Raw genomic sequence first — 15,234 nt, forward strand, 5'->3', positions numbered from 1 at the left:
ATGTCCTTCAACCTGCTGGTTGCTTCCTGCCTGGCCTATGTGATCTTCCTCTTTGCCGTTGCATTCCTCGTGGAACGGCGCTCGGGGCAGGGCAAGCTTGGCTGGCTGCGCTCGCCTCTGGTCTATACGCTGTCTTTGTCGATCTATTGCACCGCCTGGACCTTTTACGGCGCTGTCGGATATGGCGCGCGTTCGGGGCTGGAATTCATCACCATCTATCTTGGCCCGACGCTGGTCTTCATCGGCTGGTGGTGGATCTTGCGCAAGCTCGTCTATATCGGGCGACAGCAGCGGCTGACCTCGATCGCCGATCTGATTTCCTCGCGCTATGGCAAGTCAAACTCGCTTGGCGTCCTGGTGACGGTGATCGCGATTGTCGCGGTGACGCCCTATATCGCGCTGCAGCTGCAATCGGTGGTGCTGGCCTTCGAGGTTTTCGCCAGCGCCGCCCCGGGCGAGGCCCGCCCGGCCGCCGGGCAGACCGCGATCTGGGTGGCGGCAGGGCTTGCGCTGTTCACCATCCTCTTCGGCACCCGCAATCTGGATGCGAAAGAGCAGCATACCGGCATCGTCACCGCCATCGCGGTCGAGGCCGTGGTGAAGCTGGTCGCGCTGATCGCGGTTGGCTGTTTCGTGGTCTGGGGCCTTGCGGGCGGTGTCTCGGGGATCATGGCCAAGATCGACGCCTCATCCCTCCATGACTGGCAGTTGCAACCGGGGCGCTGGACCGCGATTCTGTTCCTTGCAGGCGCCGCCGTGATCTGCCTGCCACGCATGTTCCAGGTGATCGTGGTAGAGAATTCCGATGACCGCCAGCTGGCCCGCGCCTCCTGGGCCTTTCCGGCCTATCTGCTGGCGATGAGCCTTTTCATCATTCCCATCGCGGTTATGGGGATCGAAAGGCTGCCTGCGGGATCTAACCCGGATATGTTCGTCCTCACGCTGCCTTTGGCCGAAGGGCAGGGCGGGCTTGCGATGCTGGCCTTCCTTGGCGGATTTTCCTCGGCAACCTCGATGGTGATTGTCGAGGCAATTGCGCTTGCGACGATGGTATCGAACCATATCGTGATCCCGACCTGGCTGAGGCTGCGTCGGTCGGGCGCAATTTCCGAAGATGTCCGTTCCCTGGTGCTGACCGCGCGCAGGCTTTCCATCGCGCTCGTTCTCGCGCTTGGGCTCGGCTATTACCGGCTTTCGGGCGGTTCGGGGGCGCTGGCCGAAATCGGGCTGATCTCTTTCGCCGGGGTCGCGCAATTCCTGCCGGCGATGATCGGCGGCATCTTCTGGCGCGGCGCCACGCGGACAGGCGCGCTCCTTGGGCTGGCGACGGGCTTTTTGCTCTGGGCCTATTGCCTGTTCCTGCCGTCATTCGGAGATGCGATCCTGCCGGCTTCGGTGCTGCAATCAGGGCCCTGGGGGCTGGGCTGGCTGCGGCCCAATGCCATGTTCGGGACCGAGGTGATGGACCCTCTGGTCCATGCGCTGTTCTGGTCGCTGATCGGCAATACCGCAGCCTTCTGCGCCGCCTCGATCCTCAGCTTCCCCGGCCCGGTCGAGAGGTTGCAAAGCGCCGCTTTCGTCAATGTCTTTGACGGACCCGTAGGCCCGCAACGCTGGGCGCGTGGCGAGGCCGAACCCGAGGCGCTTTTGATGATGACGCAGCGCATCATGGGCGAAGAAGAGGCGCAAAGCCTGTTCGAGCGCGCTGCCCGCGATCAGGGCAAGAGCGAGTCGATGCTGCCCGACCCGACCCCCGCCTTTCTTGCGGCGCTGGAAGAACGGCTTGCGGGCTCTATCGGGGCGGCCACCGCACATGCGATGATTTCGAAACTGGTCGGCCTGGATACGGTCACGGTCGAGGATCTGATGGTGGTCGCGCGCGAATCCGCGCAGCTGATGGAACATTCCGCCCAGCTTGAGGAGCAGCGCGGCGAGCTTGCCCGTACCGCCACCGCATTGCGCGAGGCCAATGAGAAGCTGACCGCTCTGTCGGTGCAGAAAGACGCGTTCCTGTCGCAGATCAGCCATGAGCTGCGCACGCCCATGACCTCGATCCGCGCCTTTTCCGAGATCCTCGCCGAGGGTGACCTGCCGGTCGGAACCGTGGCGCGCTCGGGCGGGATCATCCGCGACGAGGCGGTGCGGCTGACCCGGCTGCTCGATGATCTGCTGGATCTTTCGGTGCTGGAAAGCGGCAAGGTGCAGCTTTCCGTCAGCCTTGTAAGCATGCGCGATCTGATCGACCGTTCGATCCTTGCGACCGAGAAGGTCAAGCCAGAGCGCGATATCGAATTCACCCGTGACCAGGTCGCCGAATCCGTCTGGATGCGGACCGATGCAGACCGGCTGACGCAGGTGTTCATCAATCTGATCGCCAATGCGCGCAAGTATTGCGATTCGAGCCATCCTCGCATCCGCATCGCGGTGCGGGTCAGGGCCGGGCGGGTGCGGGTCGATGTCGCGGATAATGGGAAGGGCATTCCCAAGGCGCTGCAATCCATGGTGTTCGAGAAATTCTGGCGCCTTCCGGGGGAGGCGCGGGCCTCGGGCGCCGGGCTTGGCCTCGCGATCTGCCGCGAAATCGTGACCAATCTGGGCGGCACGATCGACTATCTTCCGGGTCAGGGCGGGGCGGCATTCCGCGTGGTGCTGCCGCTGCGGATCGAGCCGGGCTGAGAAAGCAGGCAATGCGGCGCTGGCAGCGGTTTTTAGACGATTTTCTCTGTCACGTTAACTTTGCGCAAACTTTCTCGCGGTCAGAATGATGCTGCCTGGACAGAACGGGAAGCATTGGCATGAGCGAGATCCTGCGCCGCAAACTCCGCCCCGCGCAAGACGAACAGGCCCGGCCCCATGCGCTGGTTGATCAGGCCTGGCGGCTGGCGCTGGCGCGTGCCTTGCGCGAAGGGGCGGGGTTGCCGGCCGAAACCACGGCCCTGACATCACGGCCCTGCGATCTGGTGGAACTGCCGGAACTGCCGGCTGAGCGCGCGCTAATTGCGCTGCTGGATGGGCCGGGTGGCGCGATGGGGGTGGCGGCGCTGTCGCCGGAGCTCACGGCCTCGCTGATTGAGATACAGACGATTGGGTGCATCGGCGCGGGGCCGCCGGGGCCGCGGCGTCCGACCCGAACGGATGCTGCGATGATCTCGCCGGTGCTTGACCGGGCGCTGGCACGCTTCGACTTCCTGGTCCGCGATCTGCCGGACGGCCGGGTGGAGACCGGGTTCCGTTTTGCCTCGCAGCTTGATGACGCGCGCAGCATCGGGCTTTTGCTCGATGATCAGCCCTATCACCTGATGAGCGCCACGCTTTCGCTGGCCGATGGCAAACGCAGTGGTGAGATACTGCTCGCTTTGCCACTTACCGGTCCCCCGGTCGCACTTGCCTCTGCCAATAGGTCGGGGCCTGAGGGATTTGCCGCGGATCTGGGGCAGGCCGAATGCGAATTGCAGGCCGTGCTGGGGCGTCGGATGCTGACGCTTAATGAGGTGATGCAGTTGGAGCCGGGGCAGCTTTTGGCGCTGAACGATGCCAGTATCGCCAGGATCAGCCTGAATGGGATTGACGGGAGGGCGGTGGCGGCGGCGCGTCTCGGGCAGCAAAATGGCTATCGCGCGCTGCGGATCAGCGCTGTTGCGGCACCGGGAGGCGAGGTTGATGCCGGCCTCCCTGACATGGCCGCAAGGCAGGATCCGCCATCAGAGACCGCTCACGGATCTTTGGATTTCCCGGCGGGCTTTCCGATGGAACAGGGGCCTGTCGAACAAGGGACCGCACCCGATCCTGGTTTCGGGCTGGACGCGGGATTGGGCGAAAAGTTTGATGTCCGTGTCCCGGCCTGAGCGGCTGGTCCGGCTCGGCAGGGGAAGGGCCGCGCGATCCCGGCAGCCCCCCGGCTCCGATATCTCAGCCAGCGGCTTTTTGCGCGGCAAGTGCCTCGATCTGCGGGGCGAGATGGGCGAGCTGGTAGCCATGCTGCGCTGCGGCGGCGATCAGCTCGCTCGCGGGCCGCGTTCCGGCCTGGGACAGTGCCCAGACGATCGAGGATCGGTTGCCGCTGGCGCAATAGGCCAGGACCGGGCCTGGCGCTGCGGCAATGGCCTCGGCCTGGGCCGTGACATTCTGCATCGTCAGCGCGCCGCCGATCACCGGATTGGCAAAGAAGACAAGGCCAAGCGCCTCGGCCTGCGCCCGCATTTCCCCGGTATGAAGCTCGTCGGGGATCTCGGCGTCGGGGCGGTTGTCGATCACTGCACGATAGCCGGCGGCCCTGATCGCCTCAAGGTCCTCAAGGGCAATCTGGGGCGAAACGGCATAGGTGTCACTGAGCGGGCGGATTTCCATCTTGACGTCCTTTCGGAAATTCTGCCGCAGCCTACTCTGCGGAACGGCGGGGGAAAAGCCCCGATGCGGGGGGCAGAAGCCGGTGGGAAGCGGCGTGATCCTGATCTGGATCATGGTCGGGAAACAGACAGTGAGTAAAACCTGCCCGGACGTATCGGCAGCCGGAGGAGGAACGGCCATGGAAATTTACAACCGATTTTCGCAACTGCAGCATCTGACGCGGGAGGCGGTCAGGCTTGCAAAAGACGGCGCTTTGCAGGAGCTGAACGCGACACTTGCAGAGCTTCAGGCCCTGGCGCATCGCCTTCCAACCTTGCCCGAGAGCGCCGGGCGCGAAAGCCAGCTGCAACGCGAGGCGCGGCGCCTGCGCGAAGAAGCGGAAATCGAACAAAGTTTCGACAATATGCCGGTGTGACATTCTCCGGCCAGGCAACGGCTGTTCCTTATGGGCCTCTCGCAAGGGCAGGCCTTTGTTGGGCCCGACAGAATTGCGATGGGTTCGGGACGCGAACTGACAGGATGTCCTGGGTCTGGTTGTGAAAGAGGTGTAGAGGCCAGAGGGCTGGTAAGCCGGGGCCTCCTCTGGCGGGAGGTTGCCGGAGAAGCGGTGTAAGCTCTTGTCAAGCAACCGGAATGTCCTGTTAACTTGCACCCCATAGATTGACGGGTGAAGGCGGGGGCATGACTCGGGTTGAGGGGAGCGGGACTGCGGGCAGCGGTTCGGCCATAAATGCAGCTGATGCGCATGAAACGGCGGCGCCGGATAACGCTGTTGCGGGCACAGCTACGGCGGGGCCGGTGCAGCAAAGCCTTGTCGGGCCCGATGGGCGCGTCCTTCTGCTGGAGATCGGACATCCGCCTCTCAATGCCCTGACCCGGGAGGTGAGGGCTGCACTTTCGGCAGCGCTCGCGGCGGAATGCAGTGCAGGAGAGACACGGGCCGGCGGCGCCCGCCCGGTTGTGATCGCCGGTGCCGCAGGCACCTTTCCTTCGGCAACCCTTGTCGAGACCGGCACCGCGCTTCTCGAGGGCAATCCCACGCTGGCCCAGATTTGCCGGCAGATCGACCTTTATCCCGCGCCGGTGGTGGCAGCGATTTCCGGCCGCGCCATCGGGCCGGGGGCAGAGCTGGCGCTCGCCTGTCACGCGCGGATCATGGCGATCAGTGCGCGGATCCAGTTCCCCGAGGCCGGGCTCGGCCTTTCGCCCATGGCCGGCAGCAGCCAGCGTCTGCCACGGCTGACCGGGCCGGATGAGGCGATCTCGCTGCTTTTGAATGCGACACCGCTCGATGCCGATCAGGCGCTGGCCATCGGCCTCGCCGATCATGTGACCGAGGGCGACCCCGTCCCGGCGGCGATCGCGCTTGCGGCGCAGATGCCCACCCCGGCGCCGGTGATTGCCCGCGAGGACGGGATCCGCGACAGCACGGCATTTGGCGCGACCATCGCCCGGGCGCGGCGCGATCTGGCGCGCAATCCGATGCCGGCTCCGGCGCGGATCATCGACTGCATTGAGGCCGCACTTTATTTGCCACCGGAAAACGGCTTCGCGCTGGAGGCGGTTGTCTTCGATGACCTGCTGGCCACCGGGGAAAGCCGGGGGCTGATCGCCGCCGCGCGGGCCGAACGTGCGGCGCATATTTTGCCGCCGGGCGTGGCTGGCAGTGGCGGTGCCGAGATCCGCACGCTTGGGCTGACCGGGGCTGGCCCGCAGCTGGCGGCGCTGGCGCTCTTGGCGCTTGGCCGGGGCCTCCGGGTGATCTGGGCCGGGCCGGAGGGGGGCGGGGACGCGGCCTCGCTGGAGCGGATCTCGGCCTGGGTGCGCGAGCGGCTGGAAGCCGAGACGCGTTCGGGCCGGCTGAGCCAGGCGCAGCGTGACGCGGATTTCCTGCGTTTTGAGACCGGGCAGCCCGCCGGTGCGCTGGCCCAGGCGGGGCTGGTGGTCCATGCGCGGCCCGGGGCTGTGGCGGATGGCCTGGCCCGGCAATATCCTGCGGCGCTGCATCTGGGGATTGGCGGGGGGGGCGGGCGCGCCGGCCTGACCATCGCGCCGTCCGGGCGGGTCTGCGAGATCAGCACCGGTGGCGTGGCGGGGCCGGTGGCGATGGGCGGGCTCTGGCGGCTGATGCGCAGTTTTGGCCTGCAGCCGGTGCTCAGCGGCACCCTGCCGCAGGTCGGGCGCCGTGTCGCGGCAAGCGGTCAGGCGGCTTTGTCGCGGATGCTGGCGATGGGCGTGCCGCGCCGGCTGATTGCGACGGCGCTGGAAGGCTTTGGCCAGGCGATGCCCGATCTGCCGGAGCCGGGATCTGAGGTCGCAATGCGCGGTATGGCCGCCGAAGAGGTGATCCGGCGCTGGCTGGCGGCGCTGGCGAATGAGGGCTACCGCCAGATTGCAGATGGCGCGGCATCAGGGCCGGCAGCGGTGGATTTTCTGATTGTGCAGGGACATGCCTTCCCGCGCTGGCGCGGGGGGCCGATGCATCTGGCGGGCGAGCGTGGCGCTATGGTGCTGCGCAGCGATCTGCGCCGCTGGCAGGGGGATGATCCGGTCTGGATGCCGCATCCGTCCCTGGACCGGCTGGTCTCGAAGGGGCGGTCGGCGGCGTAAGCCTGCGCCTCATTCCGGGGCTCAGCCCAGCGAAATGCCCATGATCACCATCGCGAGGCCCAGCACCGAAAGGCCAAGCGCGCCGAAATTCACCGCGAAAAGTTTTTGCAGCTCGCTGCGCATCTGTTCATCCGTGGCGCCCGAGCGGCGGATTTTCAGCCCGCGCAGGATGCACCAGAGCAGGCCGAAGACGCCAAGAAGCGACAGGAAGGCGCCGGGCCAGATCAGATAGGGCATTGAAAGCTCCGCCATGTGCTGCGGCATGCTGGCTAAACGCTGGCGGGCTTTCGCGCAAGAGGGGTCACAAGAGCGGGCGGCAGCGCTTGAAATCGGCGGCCCCGGCAGGGTATCTGTCGGGCAAAGCATAAAGCGGAGAGCAGGAATGAATGACGCCTTCAATGTGACCGCCGATGAGCTGCGTCAGCTGATCGAGCGGATCGAACAGTACGAAGCCGAGAAGAAGGATATCGCCGAGCAGCTGAAAGAGGTCTATGCCGAGGCCAAGGGCCGGGGCTTTGACACCAAGGCGCTGCGCAAGATCGTGTCCTTGCGCAAGCAGGATGCCGATGAGCGCCAGGAAGCGGATGCGATCCTCGAAGTTTACATGACCGCGCTCGGGATGAACTGAGCAGCGCATGCGGAATAAGAAAACGGGGGCCAGTGGCCCCCGATTTCATATCGCAATGCGGCTCTGGCTTCAGACCGCAGCGCGGCTTTGAGCGCGGATTTGCAGGCTGCGCCGGAAAAAGGCGGCGAGGAACATCGCAGTCAGCACCAGGATGATGGTGGCGGCGGGCGAGGCGTCAAGCCAGAAGCTTGCCCAGATCCCGGTCATCATCGCGGTGAAGCAGGCGATGCAGGCCACGACCAGCATCTGGCCGAAGCGGCGCACCAGCAGGAAGGCGATGGCGCCTGGCGCGATCAGAAGGCCCACCGCCAGGATCAGCCCGGTCGCCGAAAGCGTCGCCACGATGGTCAGCGACAGCACTGCAAGCAGCCCGTAATGCAGCATCCCGACCCTGAGCCCCGAGGCCCGCGCCTGGGCCGGGTCGAAGGCCTGGAGCATCAGGTCTTTCCAGCTCACCACCAGCGCCAGCGTCACGAACCCGGCGATCAGCCCGGCGGTCCAGAGATCCTGGACACTGACCCTCAGCATATTCCCGAACAGGATATGGTCGAGATGCGCATCGCTTTCGATCGAGGTGTAAAGCACGATCCCGGCGGCAAACATGCCGGAAAACACCACACCCATGATGGTGTCTGGCTTTATACGGCTGTTTTCCGACAGCCAGCCGGTCGCAACCGAGGTGAACATGCCGGCGGCAAAGGCGCCGATGATCAGCGGAAAGCCCCAGATATAGGCCAGCACAATCCCCGGAAGCACGGCATGGCTGACCGCATCCCCCATCAAAGCCCAGCCCTTCAGGACCAGAAAACAGGACAAAAGCGCGCAGGGCACTGAAATCATGGCCGAAATCAGGAAGGCCTTTTGCATGAAGGGAAACTGGAACGGCAAGAGGAATGTCTCGATCATATCGCGTCCTCCGCATGCAGGGCAGCAGCCGCGCGGCGTTTCGCGGCCAAAAGCCCGTGTTTCGGGGCGAAGATGAAGACGAGGAGGAAGATCGCGGTTTGCAGGCACACGATCACCCCTCCGGTCGCACCATCGAGGAAATAGCTCACATAGGCACCGGCAAAGCTGGTCACGGTGCCGATGGCAACCGACAGCACGATCAGCCGGCCAAAGCGGTCACAGATCAGCCAGGCGGTGGCTCCGGGTGTCACGACCAGCGCGATCACCAGAAAGGCGCCGACCGTCTGCATCGCCGCCACAACCGAGGCCGACAGCAATGTGAAAAACACGCCTTTCAGGAGGCCCGGATGCAGCCCGACAGAGCGCGCATGGTTCTCGTCGAAGAACACCACCATCAGGTCTTTCCATTTCACCAGCAAGACCGCCAGGGTTACAAAGCCAATCACCGCCAGTTGCAGCGTGTCTTCGGGCGTGATGGCGAGGATATTGCCCATGGTGATCGTCTGGATCGAGACCGCCATCGGGTTCAGGGACACCATGAACAGGCCCAGCCCGAAAAACGCGGTGAAGATCAGCCCGATCACCACATCCGATTTCAGCCCGCTCCGGTCTGACAGAAACAGCATGGCGAGGGCCGCCAGCCCGCCCGAGAGAAAGGCGCCAAGTGCGAAGGGCAGGCCCAGCATATAGGCACCAGCCACCCCGGGTACGACCGAATGCGAAAGCGCATCGCCGATCAGCGACCAGCCTTTCAGCATGAGATAGGCCGAGAGAAAGGCGCAGACGCCGCCGACAAGCGCCGAGACCCACATCGCGTTAAGCATGTAGGAATAGGTGAACGGCTCCCAGAGGATCTCCATTCAGCGACCCTCCCGCGTGCGGGTCTCATGGCCATATTGCACCAGCGGCCGTTCGTCATCGGTCAGGATCGAGACATGGCGCGGGTCGTCATCGTCATGCAGCTGATCGCCCGAAAGGGTGAAACGGCGCAACACGCCGCCAAATGCCTCTTCGAGATTGTCATGGGTGAAGGTTTCGGCGGTCAGGCCATAGGCCAGTACCGTGCCCCGGACCAGCACGACGCGGTCGCAAAACTCCGGCACCGAGCCCAGATTATGGGTCGAGACCAGCATGACGCGGCCTTCATCGCGCAGCTCGCGCAGAAGGGTGATGATCTGTTCCTCGGTCTTGACGTCAACGCCGGTAAAGGGCTCGTCGAGCAGGATCACCTGGCCGTCCTGCGCCAGAGCACGGGCCAGAAAGACGCGTTTCTTCTGGCCGCCTGACAGCTCTCCGATCTGGCGGTGGCGGTAATCGAGCATATTGACCCGCGCCAGCGCCTGGTCGACCGCTGCGCGATCCGCCGCAGAAGGGATGCGCAGAAAGCCCATATGGCCATAGCGGCCCATCATCACAACGTCTTCGACGAGGACGGGGAAGGACCAGTCGACCTCTTCGGATTGTGGAACGTAAGCCACAAGGTTCTGTTTCAGCGCCTCGCGAACTGATCGGCCAAGCAGGCTGATCTGACCTTTCGCAACCGGCACAAATCCCATGATCGCCTTGAAAAGCGTGGATTTTCCGGCGCCGTTCACGCCGACCAGCGCAGTGACAGTGCCACGCGGGATCCCGAAACTGGCATTCCTGAGCGCGGTATGGCCATTGCGGTAGGTGACCGTCACATCCTGCGCGGTGATGCCACCACCCGGATCATCGGCTGCTGTGGCCTTTGTCCGGGGGTCTGGGGTCTGCGGCATGATAGGAAGGGCTTTCTCAGCTGGAATTAAGGGAACTCTGCCACGGGAAACCGCGGCAGAGAAGTGTTTTTGAGAATGGGTCTCAGTTGGGGCTGCTCTCAAGCCCGATGGCGATGGTCTCTGCCGTGACTTTCAGCAGGTCGAGATAGGTCGGGACCGGGCCATCTGCGGTGGAAAGACTGTCGACATAAAGCACGCCGCCATAAGAGGCGCCGGTCTCACGCGCGACCTGTTCGGCGGGGGCGGTATTGACCGTGCTTTCGCAGAAGACGACCGGGATATGGTGCTCTTTAACCCCGTCCACCACAGCGCGGACCTGCTGCGGCGTGCCCATCTGATCGGCGTTCATCGGCCAGAGATAGAGCTCCTTCATGCCGAAATCGCGGGCGAGATAGGAAAACGCGCCTTCGCATGTCACCAGCCAGCGTTTGTCTTCGGGAATGGCGGCGATACGGGCACGCAGCGGCTCGATCGCGGCCTTCATTTCCTCCTTATAGGCCGTGGCATTGGCGGCATAGGTCGCGGCATTGTCCGGATCGTGTTCTGTCAGGGCTTTCTCGATATTGTCGATATAGATCAGAGCGTTATCCAGACCCATCCAGGCATGGGGATTTGCTTTGCCCTGATAGGATCCCGATGAGACCGCAATCGGATCAATCCCGTCGGTCAGCGTGGCCGAAGGCAGGTCACCGAGGTTTTCCAGAAAGCCCGCGAACCAGAGCTCCAGATTCAGCCCGTTCCACAGGATCAGATCGGCATCCATCGCGCGGACCAGATCCTGCGGGGTCGGCTCGTAGCCATGGATCTCGGCGCCGGGGCGGGTGACCGAGACGACCTCAGCCGCATCGCCCGCCACATGCTGCGCCATATCGGCGATCACGGTGAAGGTGGTGACAACTTTCAGCTTCTCTCCGGCAAAGGCCAGACCGGTGGTCAAAAGAAGGGCGGCGAGGGCGGTGGTCGGGGTTTTCAGCCAGGCTTGCATTATCTCTCCTCTCGGCATGCTTAGATGTAAATGCAAATCATTCTCAACTGTCAACCGTTGATTTGCGAGGGATAGCGGGTGTTGTCGCTGTCGGGCGTTGCGAATGTCGCAAACGGCACAAAAGCGCCGCAAACCCGAAGCGGTGAACGCCCCGGCAGGAGTATTTCCGGATCAGAGCCGTTCAGGAGGATAAGATGTCGGAAGTGATCGAGGGTCGTCGGGCGCGGGGTGGCGGTGCGGCGCGGCGCGCGGAACGCACGGCTGTCAGCTTCGAGACGGCGAAGTTCATCAGCCGCAACATCCCGAATTTCGAAGTGCTGAATGAAGAGGCGCTTCAGATCATCGAATATAACGCCGAGACGATCCTCGAAGAGATCGGCGTCAATTTCGTTGAGAATCCGGCGGCGCTGGTGCGCTGGCGCGAGGCCGGCGCCGATGTGCGCGGCGAGCGGGTGCATATCCCGCGCGGCCTAGCGCGCAAGCTTTGTGCGACCGCGCCTGCGACGTTCACCCAGCACGCCCGCAACCCCGAGCGCAATGTCGAGATCGGCGGCAGGAATCTGGTGCTGGCACCGGTTTACGGCCCGCCCTTCGTCCGCGATCTGGAAGGTGGCCGCCGTTACGCGACCATCGCGGATTTCCAGAATTTCGTGAAGCTGGGCTATATGTCGAAATGGCTGCACCATTCCGGCGGCACGGTTTGCGAGCCGACCGACATCCCGGTGAACAAGCGCCATTTCGATATGCTGCACGCGCATATGACGCTGTCTGACAAGCCCTATATGGGGTCCGTCACGGAACCCTCGCGGGCGCAGGATTCGGTCGATATGTCGAAGATCCTGTTCGGCGACGATTTCGTCGACCAGAACACGGTGATGACCTCGCTGATCAACATCAACTCGCCGATGACCTTCGACGGGATCATGATGGGCGCGCTTGAGGTCTATGCGGCCAATAACCAGGCCTCCATCGTGTCGCCCTTCATCGTCGGTGGCGCTATGGCACCGGTGACGGTGGCAGGCACGCTGACCCAGGTGCTGGCCGAGATCCTCGCCGGTGTGGCCTATAGCCAGCTGGTACGTGCAGGCTCGCCGGTGATTGCGGGGGCGTTTGTCACCTCGATCGACATGAATTCCGGCGCGCCGACCTTTGGCACGCCCGAGGCCGCGCATATCACCTATGGGGCCGGTCAGCTGGTCCGCCGTCTGGGGCTGCCGTACCGGTCGGCCGGGTCGTTCTGCGGCTCGAAACTCCCCGATGCACAGGCGGCCTATGAGACCGCGAACAGCCTGAATATGGGGCTGCTGGCGGGTGTGAACTTCATGCTCCATGCCTGCGGCTGGCTGGAGGGCGGGCTGGTCTCGTCTTACGAGAAATTCGTGATGGATGCCGATCAGCTGGGCGCCTTGCACGGCATCGCCAAGGGCGTTGCGGTGGACGAAAACGCCCAGGCGCTGGATGCGATCCGCGAGGTCGGTCCGGGTGGCCATTACCTTGGCTGCGCCCATACCCAGGCCAATTTCAAGACCGCTTTCTGGCGCTCGGATGTACTGGATTACAAGCCGTTCGAAACCTGGGAGGAAGAGGGCGCCCGCGACACCTCGCAACTGGCAGCTCTGAAGGTCAGGAAGATGCTGGCGGATTATGTGGCGCCGGAGCTCGACGTGGCAAAGCGCGAGGCGCTGGATGACTATGTCGCGAAGCGCAAGGCAGAGATGCCCGACGCCTTCATGTAACAGTTTCGCGATTCGAAACAATTGGCCCCGCCCTGGCAACAGAGCGGGGCCTTTTTCTGTCAGAAGGGCTCAGTCAGGATCAAAGCGAAGCACACCCGCACGCCGCGTTGTGCCCCCGGTATCGCTCGGATGGCTTATGCCATCGCTCACCGGGATCTCGCGGAAATCAAACGGGCTGACCCCTTCGATACAGGCGACATTGACGCCGTATTGATCGGTATTCGAGCGGCGCTGATGATGGGTATAGATGCCGCAGATTTTGCAGAAATAGTGTTTCGCGGTGCCGGTGTTGAACTGGTAGAGCGTGAGATTATCTTCGCCGGCTTCGAACCGGATATCCTGAAGCCCGGCCGAGACCGCAATCGCGCCGCGCATCCTGCAATAAGAACAGGTGCAGCGGCGGATCGAAGTGAAACCCCCGGTCAGACGCAGCCGGAAGCGGACCGTGCCGCAATGACAGGCTGCGCTGAAATCCTCTGTTTTCTGGCTCATTGGCACCTCCCTGAAGTGGTGAGAGCCTATGTCCCGGCAGTAACGGCCACAAGACCGCGGGGAAGGACAGAGGGTGGATTTCAGCCGGCGGCCGGTCGCGGTTGCAAAAGCCGGCACTCGGCCACGAGAGCTGCGAGCACCTCGATATGGTCGCAGATCGAATAGGTGGACGCGCCGCTCTGGCGGATTTCCTCAATCCGCGCCTCGGCCTCGAACAGCTTCGAGACAATGCGCTCGGGGCGGTTTTCTTGTGGGGCAAAGCGCTTCAGCGCACTGGGCCGGTGGTAATCGGCCAGGGCAAACCGGACAGCGCGCATCAGGATTCCGGGGCGGCGGATTTCAGAGAGATTGGTGCGAAAATCAGACATTCACGGCTCCTTCTGCGGGTAAGAAGGGCAGTCTGTCCTGGAAAATCCCGGCGTTGCGCAGGCGTGAAAACCGGCGAGCGCCCGGGAAGGGGCTGTTTAGCTTTTGGTTACCATTATCGACAAATTGTAACCAGTTAATATCTGAGTAACCACGATCCCCTAAGCTGCATTTCGCACCAGCCGGATGTTCAGACCTGAAAATGGAACAGATCAGAGATTTTGAAAACCCAGCCAGCGCATCCCGGTTTCCGGGTTCTCTGCCGGCCTGGATTCCGGATCAGGTCAGGCTCTATCTCGGTCACACCGAAGCGGGGATTTCACTCAGGGCGCTGGCGCGCGAACGGGGGGTGCATGCCTCGACCGTGATGCGTCAGGTGCGCCGGTATGAGTGCCGTCGCGACGATCCGCTGATGGATGCGGCTCTCAGCCAGCTCAGCCGTTCGGCGCCGCTTTCCCCCAATCCGGTCCGCCAGAAGGTAATCCCCGCGATGACAGGCCATATTCCGCAAGAGGTCACCCGCCGCGCCAAAGCCGCTCCGGCCATGGGCGTCACACTTCCCGATGAAGGCGAACTCGACCGCGAAGCGCGCCGCATCCTGCGCCGCCTCGCTGAACCGGGCGCGGTGCTGGCCTTTGCCGGCGATATGGATAAGGCGGCGGTGCTGCGCGAGTTTCCCGATGGGCGCGCGGTCAGGACGGCGGTGCTGGAGCGCGCGGTCGCCCAGGCCTTTTGCCTCAAGGACTGGATCTCGTGCCGCAAAAGCGGGCGGATTTCGACCTATGGCATAACCCAGGCGGGGCGGGCTGCGCTGCGCCGGATCCTGGGCGAGGACGGGGAGCCGTCCGGTCTGGCCGAGGCGGCGACGCCTTTCGCCGATCAGCATCGCGATTTTGCCGAGCGAGAAGTTCAGACGCCCGAAGGCCCGCGCCGGATGCGGTTCAACATTGCGGAAAGCCCGGTTGCGGTGCTGGGGCGGCGGCGCGAGAAGACTGGCGAGCTGTTCCTGACCTCGGATCTGGTGGCGGCGGCCGAGCGGCTGCGCGAGGATTTTGAGCTTGCACAGATGGGGCCGCGCGTGGCGCAGAACTGGGAGAAATTCATGACCGGCGGCGACCGGGGCGGTTTTCGCGGTGACAGCGACCTGGCCGAGGGGCCGGGCCGGGCGCGCGACCGGGTGGCGCTCGCCTTGCGCGATCTGGGGCCGGGGCTTGGCGATATTGCCCTCAGGGTCTGTTGCTTTCTCGAAGGTGTCGAAAGTGCCGAGCGCCGTATGGGATGGGCGGCGCGATCGGGGAAGATCGTGCTCCGGATCGCGCTGCTCCGGCTCCGCCGGCATTATGACGAGACCTATGGCCGTTCGGGTCCGCTGATCGGGTAAGGCTTTGGGGCCCGACCCGCCAGAGC

General features: G+C 63.9%; 15 protein-coding genes. 7 read left to right on the forward strand and 8 right to left on the reverse strand.

Annotated elements, in window-relative coordinates; genetic code table 11:
- Window positions 1-2,676, forward strand: coding sequence for an ATP-binding protein (locus AC4FS3_RS20330; protein ID WP_491022059.1), 2,676 nt, complete (start codon window positions 1-3; stop codon window positions 2,674-2,676).
- 119 nt (window positions 2,677-2,795) lie between these two features.
- Window positions 2,796-3,845: a FliM/FliN family flagellar motor C-terminal domain-containing protein gene (locus AC4FS3_RS20335; protein WP_491022060.1), complete on the forward strand. Its 1,050-nt coding sequence runs from the start codon at window positions 2,796-2,798 to the stop codon at window positions 3,843-3,845.
- A gap of 64 nt (window positions 3,846-3,909) precedes the next feature.
- Here the strand turns inward: AC4FS3_RS20335 and AC4FS3_RS20340 are convergent, their stop codons facing one another.
- Window positions 3,910-4,347, reverse strand: a complete 438-nt coding sequence (locus AC4FS3_RS20340) for a protein tyrosine phosphatase family protein (protein WP_491022061.1) — start codon at window positions 4,345-4,347, stop codon at window positions 3,910-3,912.
- A gap of 178 nt (window positions 4,348-4,525) precedes the next feature.
- On the opposite strand from AC4FS3_RS20340, the gene AC4FS3_RS20345 reads away from it, so the two are divergent.
- Both AC4FS3_RS20345 and AC4FS3_RS20350 read left to right on the forward strand, forming a co-directional pair.
- A complete protein-coding gene (locus AC4FS3_RS20345) occupies window positions 4,526-4,762 on the forward strand; it encodes a hypothetical protein (RefSeq protein ID WP_491022062.1) in 237 nt (78 codons plus the stop codon).
- A gap of 266 nt (window positions 4,763-5,028) precedes the next feature.
- Window positions 5,029-6,957: an enoyl-CoA hydratase/isomerase family protein gene (locus tag AC4FS3_RS20350; protein ID WP_491022063.1), complete on the forward strand. Its 1,929-nt coding sequence runs from the start codon at window positions 5,029-5,031 to the stop codon at window positions 6,955-6,957.
- 21 nt (window positions 6,958-6,978) lie between these two features.
- Here the strand turns inward: AC4FS3_RS20350 and AC4FS3_RS20355 are convergent, their stop codons facing one another.
- The gene (locus tag AC4FS3_RS20355; RefSeq protein WP_092897950.1) at window positions 6,979-7,194 is read right to left on the reverse strand and encodes a hypothetical protein; all 216 of its coding nucleotides are present in this window, start codon (window positions 7,192-7,194) and stop codon (window positions 6,979-6,981) included.
- Between the two features lie 145 nt (window positions 7,195-7,339).
- On the opposite strand from AC4FS3_RS20355, the gene AC4FS3_RS20360 reads away from it, so the two are divergent.
- Window positions 7,340-7,585 carry a DUF2312 domain-containing protein gene (locus tag AC4FS3_RS20360; protein WP_283178090.1) on the forward strand — a complete coding sequence of 82 codons (246 nt, stop codon included), beginning with the start codon at window positions 7,340-7,342 and terminating at the stop codon, window positions 7,583-7,585.
- Window positions 7,586-7,654: 69 nt separating this feature from the next.
- Here AC4FS3_RS20360 and AC4FS3_RS20365 read toward each other — a convergent pair whose 3' ends face one another.
- From AC4FS3_RS20365 to AC4FS3_RS20380, 4 genes are all read right to left on the reverse strand, one after another.
- Entirely contained in the window at window positions 7,655-8,491 is an 837-nt protein-coding gene (locus AC4FS3_RS20365; protein ID WP_491022064.1) for a metal ABC transporter permease, read from the reverse strand.
- Window positions 8,488-9,351 carry a metal ABC transporter permease gene (locus AC4FS3_RS20370; RefSeq protein WP_491022065.1) on the reverse strand — a complete coding sequence of 288 codons (864 nt, stop codon included), beginning with the start codon at window positions 9,349-9,351 and terminating at the stop codon, window positions 8,488-8,490. The genes AC4FS3_RS20365 and AC4FS3_RS20370 overlap by 4 nt, the downstream gene beginning before the upstream one ends.
- A complete protein-coding gene (locus tag AC4FS3_RS20375; protein WP_491022066.1) occupies window positions 9,352-10,248 on the reverse strand; it encodes a manganese/iron ABC transporter ATP-binding protein in 897 nt (298 codons plus the stop codon).
- Window positions 10,249-10,330: 82 nt separating this feature from the next.
- Window positions 10,331-11,233, reverse strand: a complete 903-nt coding sequence (locus AC4FS3_RS20380) for a metal ABC transporter substrate-binding protein (protein ID WP_491022067.1) — start codon at window positions 11,231-11,233, stop codon at window positions 10,331-10,333.
- 194 nt (window positions 11,234-11,427) lie between these two features.
- Between AC4FS3_RS20380 and AC4FS3_RS20385 the strand changes: the two genes are divergently transcribed.
- Entirely contained in the window at window positions 11,428-12,969 is a 1,542-nt protein-coding gene (locus tag AC4FS3_RS20385) for a trimethylamine methyltransferase family protein (protein WP_491022068.1), read from the forward strand.
- Window positions 12,970-13,038: 69 nt separating this feature from the next.
- Here the strand turns inward: AC4FS3_RS20385 and AC4FS3_RS20390 are convergent, their stop codons facing one another.
- Window positions 13,039-13,461, reverse strand: a complete 423-nt coding sequence (locus AC4FS3_RS20390; RefSeq protein WP_491022069.1) for a GFA family protein — start codon at window positions 13,459-13,461, stop codon at window positions 13,039-13,041.
- A gap of 80 nt (window positions 13,462-13,541) precedes the next feature.
- Window positions 13,542-13,829: a DUF6477 family protein gene (locus AC4FS3_RS20395; RefSeq protein ID WP_283178083.1), complete on the reverse strand. Its 288-nt coding sequence runs from the start codon at window positions 13,827-13,829 to the stop codon at window positions 13,542-13,544.
- A 200-nt stretch (window positions 13,830-14,029) separates the two neighbouring features.
- Between AC4FS3_RS20395 and AC4FS3_RS20400 the strand changes: the two genes are divergently transcribed.
- Window positions 14,030-15,208, forward strand: coding sequence for a DUF6456 domain-containing protein (locus AC4FS3_RS20400; protein WP_491022070.1), 1,179 nt, complete (start codon window positions 14,030-14,032; stop codon window positions 15,206-15,208).
- Window positions 15,209-15,234 lie beyond the last annotated feature (26 nt).

This window comes from Pseudogemmobacter sp. TB195 (assembly GCF_058313095.1).

Coding starts and splice junctions, on each gene's coding strand:
- AC4FS3_RS20395 (WP_283178083.1), bottom strand. CDS start 13,829: ATGTCTGATTTTCGCACCAATCTCTCTGAAATCCGCCGCCCCGGAATC.
- AC4FS3_RS20340 (WP_491022061.1), bottom strand. CDS start 4,347: ATGGAAATCCGCCCGCTCAGTGACACCTATGCCGTTTCGCCCCAGATT.
- AC4FS3_RS20355 (WP_092897950.1), bottom strand. CDS start 7,194: ATGCCCTATCTGATCTGGCCCGGCGCCTTCCTGTCGCTTCTTGGCGTC.
- AC4FS3_RS20380 (WP_491022067.1), bottom strand. CDS start 11,233: ATGCAAGCCTGGCTGAAAACCCCGACCACCGCCCTCGCCGCCCTTCTT.
- AC4FS3_RS20345 (WP_491022062.1), top strand. CDS start 4,526: ATGGAAATTTACAACCGATTTTCGCAACTGCAGCATCTGACGCGGGAG.
- AC4FS3_RS20330 (WP_491022059.1), top strand. CDS start 1: ATGTCCTTCAACCTGCTGGTTGCTTCCTGCCTGGCCTATGTGATCTTC.
- AC4FS3_RS20365 (WP_491022064.1), bottom strand. CDS start 8,491: ATGATCGAGACATTCCTCTTGCCGTTCCAGTTTCCCTTCATGCAAAAG.
- AC4FS3_RS20350 (WP_491022063.1), top strand. CDS start 5,029: ATGACTCGGGTTGAGGGGAGCGGGACTGCGGGCAGCGGTTCGGCCATA.
- AC4FS3_RS20360 (WP_283178090.1), top strand. CDS start 7,340: ATGAATGACGCCTTCAATGTGACCGCCGATGAGCTGCGTCAGCTGATC.
- AC4FS3_RS20400 (WP_491022070.1), top strand. CDS start 14,030: ATGGAACAGATCAGAGATTTTGAAAACCCAGCCAGCGCATCCCGGTTT.
- AC4FS3_RS20370 (WP_491022065.1), bottom strand. CDS start 9,351: ATGGAGATCCTCTGGGAGCCGTTCACCTATTCCTACATGCTTAACGCG.
- AC4FS3_RS20390 (WP_491022069.1), bottom strand. CDS start 13,461: ATGAGCCAGAAAACAGAGGATTTCAGCGCAGCCTGTCATTGCGGCACG.
- AC4FS3_RS20375 (WP_491022066.1), bottom strand. CDS start 10,248: ATGCCGCAGACCCCAGACCCCCGGACAAAGGCCACAGCAGCCGATGAT.
- AC4FS3_RS20335 (WP_491022060.1), top strand. CDS start 2,796: ATGAGCGAGATCCTGCGCCGCAAACTCCGCCCCGCGCAAGACGAACAG.
- AC4FS3_RS20385 (WP_491022068.1), top strand. CDS start 11,428: ATGTCGGAAGTGATCGAGGGTCGTCGGGCGCGGGGTGGCGGTGCGGCG.